This window comes from Streptococcus mitis (genome assembly GCF_905187535.1).
Classification (GTDB): Bacteria; Bacillota; Bacilli; order Lactobacillales; family Streptococcaceae; genus Streptococcus; species Streptococcus mitis_BS.
The window spans coordinates 1-11,663 of record NZ_CAJJIE010000028.1; the positions used below are offsets into that span (position 1 = coordinate 1).

Annotated in this window: 10 protein-coding genes, 8 tRNA genes and 1 pseudogene; 16 read left to right on the plus strand and 3 right to left on the minus strand. The window is 41.1% G+C overall.

Annotation, left to right across the window (positions count from 1 at the left end; all coding sequences use genetic code 11):
* The first annotated feature begins 42 nt into the window (after positions 1–42).
* The 8 genes from JQ841_RS03385 (at position 43) to JQ841_RS03420 (ending at position 756) form a co-directional block, all read left to right on the plus strand.
* Positions 43–116 (plus strand) — tRNA-Met (locus tag JQ841_RS03385).
* Between the two features lie 13 nt (positions 117–129).
* Positions 130–203: transfer RNA gene (locus JQ841_RS03390), tRNA-Ile, on the plus strand.
* A 12-nt stretch (positions 204–215) separates the two neighbouring features.
* Positions 216–305, plus strand: a tRNA-Ser gene (locus JQ841_RS03395).
* A 9-nt stretch (positions 306–314) separates the two neighbouring features.
* Positions 315–388, plus strand: a tRNA-Met gene (locus JQ841_RS03400).
* 3 nt (positions 389–391) lie between these two features.
* Positions 392–464, plus strand: a tRNA-Phe gene (locus tag JQ841_RS03405).
* A 20-nt stretch (positions 465–484) separates the two neighbouring features.
* Positions 485–555: transfer RNA gene (locus JQ841_RS03410), tRNA-Gly, on the plus strand.
* A 33-nt stretch (positions 556–588) separates the two neighbouring features.
* Positions 589–662: transfer RNA gene (locus tag JQ841_RS03415), tRNA-Ile, on the plus strand.
* 6 nt (positions 663–668) lie between these two features.
* A tRNA-Ser gene (locus tag JQ841_RS03420) sits at positions 669–756 on the plus strand.
* A gap of 185 nt (positions 757–941) precedes the next feature.
* Here the strand turns inward: JQ841_RS03420 and birA are convergent.
* The gene (birA, locus tag JQ841_RS03425) at positions 942–1,877 is read right to left on the minus strand and encodes a bifunctional biotin--[acetyl-CoA-carboxylase] ligase/biotin operon repressor BirA (RefSeq protein ID WP_203180117.1); all 936 of its coding nucleotides are present in this window, start codon (positions 1,875–1,877) and stop codon (positions 942–944) included.
* 284 nt (positions 1,878–2,161) lie between these two features.
* Between birA and JQ841_RS03430 the strand changes: the two genes are divergently transcribed.
* The 5 genes and pseudogenes from JQ841_RS03430 to JQ841_RS03450 all read left to right on the plus strand — a co-directional run bounded on the left by JQ841_RS03430 (position 2,162) and on the right by JQ841_RS03450 (position 6,425).
* Positions 2,162–3,355 carry an O-antigen ligase family protein gene (locus tag JQ841_RS03430; protein WP_203180118.1) on the plus strand — a complete coding sequence of 398 codons (1,194 nt, stop codon included), beginning with the start codon at positions 2,162–2,164 and terminating at the stop codon, positions 3,353–3,355.
* A 144-nt stretch (positions 3,356–3,499) separates the two neighbouring features.
* The gene (locus tag JQ841_RS03435; RefSeq protein ID WP_203180119.1) at positions 3,500–3,943 is read left to right on the plus strand and encodes a MarR family winged helix-turn-helix transcriptional regulator; all 444 of its coding nucleotides are present in this window, start codon (positions 3,500–3,502) and stop codon (positions 3,941–3,943) included.
* 34 nt (positions 3,944–3,977) lie between these two features.
* Positions 3,978–4,169: pseudogene (locus JQ841_RS03440) on the plus strand (nuclear transport factor 2 family protein); the annotation flags it as partial.
* 14 nt (positions 4,170–4,183) lie between these two features.
* Positions 4,184–4,912, plus strand: coding sequence for an ATP-binding cassette domain-containing protein (locus JQ841_RS03445; RefSeq protein ID WP_203180120.1), 729 nt, complete (start codon positions 4,184–4,186; stop codon positions 4,910–4,912).
* On the plus strand, positions 4,905–6,425 hold the full coding sequence (locus tag JQ841_RS03450) for an ABC transporter permease/substrate-binding protein (protein ID WP_203180121.1): 1,521 nt from the start codon (positions 4,905–4,907) through the stop codon (positions 6,423–6,425). The genes JQ841_RS03445 and JQ841_RS03450 overlap by 8 nt, the downstream gene beginning before the upstream one ends.
* A 137-nt stretch (positions 6,426–6,562) precedes the next feature.
* On the opposite strand, the gene JQ841_RS03455 is transcribed toward JQ841_RS03450, so the two are convergent.
* The gene (locus JQ841_RS03455) at positions 6,563–7,099 is read right to left on the minus strand and encodes a TetR/AcrR family transcriptional regulator (RefSeq protein ID WP_000181705.1); all 537 of its coding nucleotides are present in this window, start codon (positions 7,097–7,099) and stop codon (positions 6,563–6,565) included.
* A gap of 132 nt (positions 7,100–7,231) precedes the next feature.
* On the opposite strand from JQ841_RS03455, the gene JQ841_RS03460 reads away from it, so the two are divergent.
* Both JQ841_RS03460 and JQ841_RS03465 read left to right on the plus strand, forming a co-directional pair.
* Positions 7,232–8,128 (plus strand): cation diffusion facilitator family transporter, encoded by an 897-nt coding sequence (locus JQ841_RS03460; RefSeq protein ID WP_000645154.1) that lies wholly within the window; start codon positions 7,232–7,234, stop codon positions 8,126–8,128.
* A gap of 76 nt (positions 8,129–8,204) precedes the next feature.
* A complete protein-coding gene (locus JQ841_RS03465; RefSeq protein ID WP_153223653.1) occupies positions 8,205–9,242 on the plus strand; it encodes a zinc-binding dehydrogenase in 1,038 nt (345 codons plus the stop codon).
* A gap of 67 nt (positions 9,243–9,309) precedes the next feature.
* On the opposite strand, the gene galR is transcribed toward JQ841_RS03465, so the two are convergent.
* Entirely contained in the window at positions 9,310–10,311 is a 1,002-nt protein-coding gene (gene galR / locus JQ841_RS03470) for a DNA-binding transcriptional regulator GalR (RefSeq protein ID WP_203180122.1), read from the minus strand.
* Positions 10,312–10,474: 163 nt separating this feature from the next.
* Here galR and JQ841_RS03475 point away from each other — a divergent pair, with 163 nt between their 5' ends.
* On the plus strand, positions 10,475–11,653 hold the full coding sequence (locus tag JQ841_RS03475) for a galactokinase (protein WP_203180123.1): 1,179 nt from the start codon (positions 10,475–10,477) through the stop codon (positions 11,651–11,653).
* Positions 11,654–11,663: the final 10 nt, after the last annotated feature.

Genomic DNA, 11,663 nt, shown 5'->3' on the forward strand with positions numbered 1-11,663 from the left:
GACCAAGGTGTCGCAGGTTCGAATCCTGTCTTCCCGATACATGGCGGTGTAGCTCAGCTGGCTAGAGCGTCCGGTTCATACCCGGGAGGTCGGGGGTTCGATCCCCTTCGCCGCTATAATGATCTTGTTGGACCTTTAGCTCAGCTGGTTAGAGCTCTCGGCTCATAACCGAGTGGTCGTAGGTTCAAGTCCTACAAGGTCCATTTGAATAGTATGGAGGATTACCCAAGTCCGGCTGAAGGGAACGGTCTTGAAAACCGTCAGGCGTGTAAAAGCGTGCGTGGGTTCGAATCCCACATCCTCCTTTTTATTAACGCGGGATGGAGCAGCTCGGTAGCTCGTCGGGCTCATAACCCGAAGGTCGTAGGTTCAAATCCTGCTCCCGCAATAAGGCTCGGTAGCTCAGTTGGTAGAGCAATGGATTGAAGCTCCATGTGTCGGCGGTTCGATTCCGTCTCGCGCCATTTTTATTAATAGTATGTATGCGGGTGTAGTTTAGTGGTAAAACTACAGCCTTCCAAGCTGTTGTCGCGAGTTCGATTCTCGTCACCCGCTTTGAACTTTGTTCAATTACCAAGTTTTTAACTTGGGCGCGTAGCTCAGGTGGTTAGAGCGCACGCCTGATAAGCGTGAGGTCGGTGGTTCGAGTCCACTCGTGCCCATTAATAGGAGAATTACTCAAGAGGCTGAAGAGGACGGTTTGCTAAATCGTTAGGTCGGGTAACTGGCGCAAGGGTTCGAATCCCTTATTCTCCGTTTTAATGAGGGTTTATAACTCTCTTTTTTTGTATTTTTAAGAATAATAGAATAAAACTTCAGATTTGTAAAAATTAATTAGATTACTTATCTGAAGTTTTTTTTGCTCTTTGTCAACTGTAGTGGGTTGAAGGAAAGCTAAAATCTTTATATATTGTCGCTTTTATGGTTGTGCTAGTTTATTCTTACTTCCAACTTTTGAGTGAAATTTCTCCGCTATTGAGCCAGATTTCTTTTCCGTTATCACATTGAACTAAAAGTTTACCACTTTCAGAGATATCTTTAGCAAGTCCTTTGTAGTCTTTTTGATCTAGTGTGAAAGTAACTTCTTTCCCTAGAACGAATGATTGTTTTTTGTATAGGTATAATAGTTCTTCTGCTGGTGTTTCGAAGAAAGTGCGCCAGATTTCTATGATTAATTCATTTCTGGTAATAGGTGCTGGTGTTTTAAATAAACTAGCAGCTTTTTCTTTTAATTCCTGGGGGAAGTCTTTAATAGTAAAGTTGATTCCTACTCCAATAATGATATCTGTGACTAGGCCTGTTTCTACAGACGTCATTGCCTCAGTAAGGATTCCTCCAATTTTATGATTGTTTAGGTAGATATCATTGACCCATTTTATGTCGACATCTATTAAAGTTAGGTTCTTAATGGCTTTGTAGACAGCTCCAGCTACAAGTAGTGTGTAGGATGGTAATTTGTCATAGGCGAGATTTGGTTTAAGATGGAGTGTCATATAAATACCACCTTGTGGTGAGTAGAAGGAACGTTGAAAACGGCCTCGCCCTGCTGTTTGATAGGAAGCTATATAGAGGGTGTTTGCTTCATTTCCTAAATCAATTGCTTCTTTTGCATCGAGTTGTGTTGATTTTGTTTCGGGTTTAAAACTGACTTTAATTGGAAGATTTTCTTCTAGAATCTCTGGAAGAATAAGGTCACCATTCATCAGTTTATATCCTTTGTTTTTGATGCTATCAATTTCAATGCCTTCTTGTTCTAGTCGCTTGATGGCTTTCCAAATTGATGTTCGGCTTAGTGATAGTTCTTCTGCAATTTTTTCTCCACTGATATAGTCGGTTTCTTTAGATAGGATTTGGTAGACAGCTTGGTAGGATTTCATAGTGTTGCCTTTCTTTAAGAATAGTATATGATTTGAATCTAGTTTGGATAGTTGCGCCTAATCTATATTTTATTACTACTATTTTAACATATGCCTACTATTTACGGCATGATTTTCTTAGAGAAAATGCAATCATTAAGATTGAGTTTTGAAATCTCAGTATTTTTGCTCGCTTTTTTACCTAGGGAAACGTTTCCTTTGTTTTCAAATTGCTAAAAAAGTGGTACAATATAGGATAGCTTACTATTATCTGAATCAACTGATTTGGAGAGAAAGGATTCGTTTTGAAATCAATAGGCTTTATTGAAAAGCTGAAAGGGTTGTCTAGTAAAGAGCTGATTTTATTGGGAATTATCCTGAGTATCTTTTTACCCTTTTATCTTTTTGTAGTTGTATTCTGTTTATATATTATCAGTTTAATTTTTACAGGAGACATGAAAAGTATTCTTCAGAAAATGGGGGAGCATCCGATGCTGCTTCTTTTTCTTGGCTATAGTACTGTTATATCTGTTTTTGCACAAAATTGGATGGGAGTTGTGGCTTCAGTAGGAATTTTTCTATTTACTGTTTTCTTTTTGCATTATCAGTCGATTTTATCACATAAATTCTTTCGATTGATTTTGCAGCTCGTCTTGTTTGGTAGCGTCTTGTCAGCTGCTTTTGCGAGTTTAGAACATTTCCAAATTGTGAAGAAATTCAACTATGCTTTTCTTTCACCCAATATGCAGGTGTGGCATCAGAATCGTGCAGAAGTGACCTTCTTTAACCCTAATTATTATGGAATTATTTGTTGTTTCTGTATCATGATTGCTTTCTATCTGTTTACAACAACCAAGTTGAATTGGTTGAAAGCATTCTGTGTGTTTGCAGGCTTTGTGAATCTCTTTGGTTTGAACTTTACGCAAAATCGAACTGCCTTTCCTGCTATTATCGCTGGAGCCATTATCTATCTATTTACAACCATTAAAAACTGGAAGGCCTTTTGGCTTAGTATTGGGGTCTTTGCGATTGGCTTGAGCTTCCTCTTTTCCAGTGATTTGGGAGTTCGGATGGGAACTTTAGACTCTTCTATGGAAGAACGCATTTCTATCTGGGATGCTGGGATGGCCTTATTTAAGCAAAATCCTTTCTGGGGTGAAGGGCCATTGACCTACATGCACTCGTATCCTCGGATAAATGCTCCTTATCATGAACATGCTCACAGTCTTTATATTGATACGATTCTGAGTTACGGAATTGTGGGGACCATTTTATTAGTTTTGTCTTCTGTTGCTCCTGTTCGATTAATGATGGATATGAGTCAGGAGTCGGGGAAACGTCCGATTATCGGTCTTTATCTGTCTTTCCTTACAGTGGTTGCTGTGCATGGAATCTTTGACTTGGCCCTCTTTTGGATTCAGTCAGGTTTCATTTTCTTACTAGTTATGTGCAGTATTCCGTTGGAGCATCGAACTTTGGTATCGGACATGACGGATTAAGTTTATAAGATTAAAATCTTCTATCTTGGGTAGGAGATTTTTTTACTGGGAAAAATTATTTCCAAATCGAAATAGTTGACAGTTAGAACGATGAGTGTTACAATTGTTTTATTCTTTTCGATATCGAAATAAATTGGAGGTGTTATGAAGGATAGTCATTTGCTAGCCCATCATATTCGTTTGTTGAATGGGCGGATTTTTCAAAAGTTACTGAGCCAAGACCCTGAAGCTCTTTATCGGAGTGAGCAGGGCAAGATTTTAGCGGTTTTATGGAATAGTGAAACCGGCTGCGCAACTGCGACAGATATTGCTCTGGAAACTGGGCTTGCTAACAATACACTGACGACGATGATTAAAAAACTAGAGGAACAAAATCTTGTAGCTATTAGTCCATGTGGAGAAGATAAGCGTAAGAAGTATTTGGTTTTAACAGAGTTGGGGCAGTCTCAGAAAGAAGTGGGGTATCGTGTCAGTCAGAAATTGGATACGATCTTTTACAAAGGATTTTCAGAGGAAGAAATTCGTCAGTTTGAAGCCTTTCAAGAAAGAATTTTGGATAATCTGAAAGAGGAGGAAAATGAGGTTTAAAATGGAGCAAATTAGCTGTTTATAAGTAAAGACCACTTTTGACTTTGTTTTCCAACTCTTAGGACAAGGAAACTATGTGGTTAGCTATGGTCAGACTCAGATTGGTGGAGTTGCCTATGCCCAGTATGACATCTTCCGTCTAGAAAACGGGAAAATTGTGGAACATTGGGATAATAAGGAAGTCATGCCTAAGGTAGAAGACTTGACCAATAGAGGGAAGTTTTAAATTGAGGATACAGAATGATTGAATACAAAAATGTGGCGCTACGCTACACAGAAAAAGATGTCTTGAGAGATGTTAATTTACGGATTGAGAATGGCGAGTTTATGGTTTTAGTTGGTCCATCTGGATCAGGTAAGACGACCATGATCAAGATGGTCAACCGCCTCTTGGAACCGACTGATGGAAATATTTATATGGATGGCAAGCGTATCAAAGACTATGATGAGCGTGAACTTCGTCTTTCTACTGGTTATGTTTTACAGGCCATTGCTCTCTTTCCAAATCTAACGGTTGCTGAAAATATTGCCCTGATTCCTGAGATGAAGGGCTGGACTAAGGAAAAAATTGCTCAGAAAACAGAAGAGCTTTTGGCCAAGGTTGGCTTGCCAGTAGCTGAGTATGGGCATCGTTTACCTAGTGAACTATCTGGTGGGGAGCAACAGCGTGTTGGAATTGTACGGGCTATGATTGGTCAGCCTAAGATTCTCCTCATGGATGAACCTTTTTCAGCCTTGGATGCTATTTCGAGAAAACAGTTGCAAGTTCTGACGAAAGAATTGCATAAAGAATTTGGGATGACAACGATTTTTGTAACCCATGATACGGATGAAGCTCTGAAATTGGCGGACCGTATTGCTGTCTTGCAGGATGGAGAGATTCGTCAGGTGGCGAATCCCGAGATGATTTTAAAAGCTCCTGCAACAGATTTTGTAGCAGACTTGTTTGGAGGTAGTGTTCATGACTAATTTAATTGCAACTTTTCAGGATCGTTTTAGTGATTGGTTGACAGCTCTATCTCAACATTTGCAGTTGTCACTTTTGACCTTGTTGCTGGCCATCTTTATAGCGATTCCCTTGGCTGTTTATCTTCGATATCATGAGAAGTTAGCGGATTGGGTCTTGCAGATTGCAGGGATTTTTCAGACCATCCCGTCTCTGGCCTTGCTGGGGCTCTTTATCCCCTTGATGGGAATTGGGACCTTACCAGCTTTGACAGCTCTAGTGATCTATGCGATCTTTCCGATTTTGCAAAATACCATCACTGGACTCAAGGGAATTGATCCAAGTCTACAAGAGGCTGGGATTGCCTTTGGGATGACTAGGTGGGAGCGTCTCAAGAAGTTTGAAATTCCACTTGCTATGCCTGTTATGATGTCTGGGATTCGGACGGCAGCGGTCTTGATTATCGGTACGGCAACCTTGGCGGCCTTGATTGGTGCAGGGGGACTGGGTTCCTTTATCCTTTTGGGAATTGACCGTAATAATGCCAGTCTGATTTTGATTGGGGCCCTTTCTTCTGCAGTGCTTGCCATTGCCTTTAACTTCCTACTAAAAGTGATGGAAAAAGCAAAATTGCGGACGATTTTTTCTGGTTTTGCCTTGGTGACTATATTGCTCGGTCTGTCTTATAGTCCAGCCCTCTTGGCTCAAAATGAGAAAGAAAACTTGGTGATTGCTGGGAAATTGGGTCCAGAACCAGAAATTTTAGCCAATATGTATAAGTTGCTAATTGAAGAAAATACCAGTATGACTGCGACTGTTAAGCCAAATTTTGGGAAAACAAGCTTTCTCTATGAAGCTCTGAAAAAAGGTGATATTGATATTTATCCTGAATTTACTGGTACGGTGACTGAAAGTTTGCTGCAACCATCACCTAAAGTGAGTCATGAGCCAGAGCAGGTTTATCAGGTAGCGCGTGATGGTATTGCCAAACAGGATCATCTAGCCTATCTCAAACCAATGTTTTATCAAAATACCTATGCTGTAGCTGTTCCGAAAAAGATTGCTCAAGAATATAGCTTGAAGACCATTTCGGACTTGAAAAAAGTGGAAGGGCAGCTGAAGGCAGGTTTTACACTTGAGTTTAATGACCGTGAAGATGGTAATAAGGGCTTGCAGTCAATGTACGGTCTCAATCTCAATGTAGCGACTATGGAGCCAGCTCTTCGCTATCAGGCAATTCAGTCAGGCGATATTCAAATCACAGATGCCTATTCAACTGATGCAGAGTTGGCGCGTTATGATTTACAGGTCTTGGAAGATGACAAACAACTCTTCCCACCTTATCAAGGGGCTCCACTCATGAAAGAAGCTCTTCTCAAGAAACATCCAGAGTTGGAAACAGTTCTCAATAAATTGGCTGGTAAAATTACTGAAAGCCAGATGAGCCAGCTTAACTATCAAGTCGGTGTTGAAGGCAAGTCAGCAGAACAAGTAGCCAAGGAGTTTCTACAAGAACAAGGTTTGTTGAAGAAATAGCCTGAAAACCTAAACTCAACTTGGTTAAACGACTAGATAGAAAAATGCTCAGACAATGTCGTCTGGGCTTTTTTGATTATTGAAAAGATAAAAAACTCAGTAGCCTAGAAATAAGGCAACTGAGCTCTACTCTGTATTCAATTTTTAGGAATGAGAAGGTCTAGATAAAATTGGACAACTTCTTGGTCTGTAAAGTCTTGCCCTTTTTTGAGCCACCAGGTCAATGTCTCGATAAAGTTGGACATGACTAAGTGTTGGAGGTAAGAAGGAGGCAGACTTGGGTGAGCTTTTTTCAACTTATCAGCTAGCACGGAATAGACATGGTGTTCTAGCTCTTTATGGAGTTGACGGAGGAAGTAGTCATTTTTAGAAAATAGCAGACTGGTGATATGGTCTTGATTTTTCTGAAAATGTAGAAAGAGGTGAGCGAGATAATCCTCGGTTGAAATGGACTCCTCTCTTTCAAAGATGTGATGAAAGAGGTGGCGACAAAGCTCGTCCAGAAGTAGTTCCTTGCTCTCATAGTGACAGTAAAAAGTGGAACGTCCCACATCTGCGAGATTAATGATATCCTGAACTGTAGTGGATTCGTAGCCCTTCTCGTTCAAAAATTGTAGAAAAGCCTGATAGATGGCTTTTTTGGTTTTACTGATACGGCGGTCAATGTTAGTCATATGGACATTTGAGGCAAATTGTTCAGAACTGAATAAAGCTGATATTTTGCTTCTATCCTTTCTTTGAGTTTTAGTGGATAATGATAATGAACAAGGTGTTCATAAGTCTATTATAACAAAGGAATGAGAAAAATGAAGGCAAAATATACTGTTTGGGTAGCTTTTTTCTTAAATTTAAGCTATGCTATTGTTGAGTTTATTGCAGGAGGAATCTTTGGTTCGAGTGCTGTTCTTGCTGATTCTGTCCATGACTTGGGAGATGCTATAGCCATTGGCATATCGGCCTTTTTAGAAACAATCTCAAATAGAGAAGAAGATAGGCAGTACACCTTGGGTTACAAGCGATTTAGTCTTTTAGGGGCCCTGGTGACTGCTGTGATTCTTATCACAGGATCCATCCTAGTGATTTTGGAAAATATAACTAAACTTTTTAATCCACAGCCCGTTAATGATGAAGGTATTCTCTGGCTAGGGATCATTGCAGTTAGCATCAATCTGCTAGCTAGTCTAGTAGTTCGCAAGGGAAAGACAAAGAACGAGTCGATTCTGAGCCTGCACTTTTTGGAAGATACTCTTGGTTGGTTAGCTGTCATTCTAATGGCGATTATCCTCCGATTTACAGATTGGTATATCTTAGATCCTATCTTGTCGCTTGTCATTTCTATCTTCATTCTAACAAAAGCAATTCCTCGCTTTTGGAGCGCACTCAAGATTTTCTTGGATGCTGTGCCAGAAGGTGTCGATATCAAGCAAGTCATGAGTGACTTAGAGGGATTAGACAATGTGGCTAGCCTTAACCAGCTTAATCTCTGGACTATGGATGGTTTGGAAAAAAATGCCATTGTTCATGTTTGCCTAAAAGAAATTGAACAGATGGAAACTTGTAAAGAATTCATACGAAACTTGCTAAAAGATTGTGGATTTCAAAACATCACTATTGAAGTTGATGCCGACCTAGAAACTCACCAAGCACATAAGCGCAATATAACAGAGTTAGAAGCAAGTCATGATCAAAATCATCATCATTGATGAGGTGTAGTATAAGTGAGCGAAAGCATAATAAAAAGTGTATACTTAAACTAGTAAAAATGGAGAGGATATGTTAATGAAATCAGCAGTCTATAAAAAAGCAGGTCAGGTCGGTATTGAAGAGGTTAAGCGTCCAAGTATTCAAGAAGCGGATGATGTTATTATTCGTGTGGTTCGTGCTTGTGTTTGTGGTTCGGACCTTTGGAGTTACCGCAATCCAGATATTAAATCGGGACATAAAAATAGTGGACACGAAGCGATTGGGATTGTCGAAGAAACTGGGGAAGCCATTACGACGGTGAAGCCAGGTGATTTTGTCATTGTCCCGTTTACACATGGATGTGGTGAGTGTGATGCCTGTCTTGCTGGCTTTGACGGTTCTTGCGATAATCATATTGGTAATAACTTGGGAGGCGATTTTCAGGCGGAATATATTCGTTTTCACTATGCAAACTGGGCGCTGGTTAAAATCCCTGGACAACCTTCTGACTACACAGAAGGTATGCTAAAGTCCCTCTTGACTCTTGCAGATGTCATGCCGACAGGCTATCATGCGGCGCGTGTTGCTAATGTTCAAAAAGGGGATAAGGTTGTGGTCATTGGTGATGGTGCTGTAGGTCAATGTGCTGTCATCGCGGCGAAGATGCGTGGTGCATCGCAAATTATCCTTATGAGTCGTCATGAAGATCGTCAAAAGATGGCTCTGGAGTCGGGTGCGACAGCTATTGTAGCTGAGCGAGGTCAAGAAGGTATTGCCAAGGTGCGTGAGATTCTAGGTGGTGGTGCAGATGCAGCTCTGGAATGTGTTGGAACAGAAGCAGCGGTTGATCAAGCTCTTGGTGTTCTCCATAATGGAGGGCGTATGGGATTTGTAGGAGTCCCACACTATAATAATCGTGCTCTTGGTTCGACATTTATGCAAAATATCTCTGTAGCAGGTGGGGCAGCTTCTGCGACAACATACGATAAGCAATTTTTACTAAAAGCCGTCCTTGATGGTGATATCAATCCAGGTCGCGTCTTTACTTCAAGTTATAAACTGGAAGATATCGACCAGGCTTATAAAGACATGGATGAACGTAAGACCATTAAGTCTATGATTGTGATGGACTAAAAAAGAGAATTCTAATGGAGATTTGAGACTCTCTATTAGGATTTTTTGTCATGTTTAATTTGTGGAGTTATGGCAGAGTACTCTCTCTCAATGTCAGTCTGGTTCCCAGCATGGTCAGGCTAGGGATTTTGCGACCGTGGAGTACTTCCTTATTAAGAATATCCATACCTGCTCGGCCCATTTCCTCGGTATAGACGGTGATGCTAGAGAGGGGAGGATAGACCTGTTTGGTCAGACTAGTGTCGTTAAAGGAAATGAGGCTGACGCGGTCTGGTAGGCTGATTCCAGCTTCTTGGAGGGCACGGAGGGCACCGATAGCTAAACTATCACTGGCAGCAAAAAATGCTGGTGGCAGTTGGTCTCTCAAGCTCTGAATGGCCTCTTTCATTAAGTCATAGCCAGACTGGGCAGTAAAGCTTCCTTGAAAGACAAGTTCATCATGATAGATTCCCTTCGCTTGACTGTAGTTTCTGAAGTTTTCCAGTCGCTTGTCCTGAATGATTTCTTCTTGGTCAGTTGTCTTCTCAAGGCCTGTTAGAATCCCGATACGGTCCATTCCTTGGCTGAGGAAATAATCGACAACCTGTTTCATGGCAGTGTAAAAATCCGTGATAATACAAGTATGTCCTAGTGAAAGTGTATCGCTGTCTAGAAAGACAAGAGGCTTTTGGTATTCTTCGAAGGCAGTAATCTGTGCTCGGCTAAACTTTCCGATGCAGAGAATCCCAATCACTTCCTCGCTTAGGGTAAAAGGATGGTCATTGAAATAGCGTAAGATATCATAGTCTAACTCTTGGGCTCTTTTTTCTATGCCTAGGCGAATCTGGTAGTAGTAGAGGTCGTCTAGCTCTCCTTGTTCACTGACCCATTGGATAATGGCAATCTTTTGCTTGGGTTTGTGGGACTCGCCTGTTTTGAGGTGCTTAGTGTAGCCCAACTCTTCAGCAACAGTTAAAATACGGTGTCTGGTTTCTTCTGTAACAGATAGGCTCTGGTCGCGGTTGAGGACACGGGATACGGTCGCGATAGAGACAGAGGCTAGCTGTGCAATGTCTTTTAAGGTAGCCATAAATCCTCCTTGATTAGATTAGTATATCATATTTTTCTGTCTTTTACCGATAGTTTAGTAAAAATTTAGTAAAAAGGATTGACCTTGGGAAATCCCTTGTATACAATAGAAGAAAACGATTACACGTTAAGGTGACTTAACGGACAGTAAAAGGAGAAATCATATGACACAACATCTTACTGCTGAAGCTCTTCGTAAAGACTTTCTTGCTGTTTTTGGTCAAGAAGCAGATCAAACTTTCTTTTCACCAGGCCGTATCAATTTGATTGGTGAACACACGGACTATAATGGTGGACATGTATTTCCAGCAGCCATTTCCTTAGGAACATATGGGGCAGCTCGCAAGCGTGAAGACCAAGTTTTGCGTTTCTACTCAGCTAACTTTGAGGACAAGGGCATTATCGAAGTGCCTCTAGCTAACCTCAAGTTTGAAAAAGAGCACAACTGGACCAATTATCCAAAAGGAGTTCTTCATTTCTTGCAAGAAGCTGGACATGTGATTGACAAAGGGTTTGATTTTTATATTTATGGGAATATCCCAAATGGTGCTGGTTTGTCTTCTTCAGCATCCTTGGAACTTTTGACAGGGGTAGTGGCAGAGCATCTCTTTGATTTAAAATTAGATCGTCTCGATTTGGTTAAAATCGGAAAACAAACAGAAAATAACTTTATCGGAGTCAACTCTGGCATTATGGACCAATTTGCTATTGGTATGGGTGCAGACCAACGTGCTATTTACCTTGATACCAATACCTTAGAGTATGATTTGGTGCCACTTGATTTGAAGGACAATGTTGTTGTCATCATGAACACCAATAAACGCCGTGAATTGGCTGACTCTAAGTACAATGAACGTCGTGCTGAGTGTGAAAAAGCAGTGGAAGAATTGCAAGTTGCTTTAGATATTCAGACCTTGGGTGAATTGGATGAGTGGGCCTTTGACCAATACAGCTACCTAATCAAAGATGAAAATCGTTTGAAACGTGCTCGCCATGCTGTGCTTGAAAACCAACGTACCCTCAAAGCTCAAGCAGCCCTTCAAGCAGGAGATTTGGAAACATTTGGTCGTTTGATGAATGCGTCACACGTTTCCCTAGAGCATGATTATGAAGTAACTGGTTTGGAATTGGATACTCTTGTTCACACAGCTTGGGCACAAGAAGGAGTTCTCGGTGCTCGTATGACAGGGGCAGGTTTTGGCGGATGTGCCATTGCCTTGGTGCAAAAAGATGCTGTTGATGCCTTTAAGGAAGCTGTAGGCAAACACTACGAGGAAGTAGTTGGATACGCTCCAAGTTTCTATATCGCTGAAGTTGCAGGTGGCACTCGCGTCCTTGACTAGTCAAAAGGAG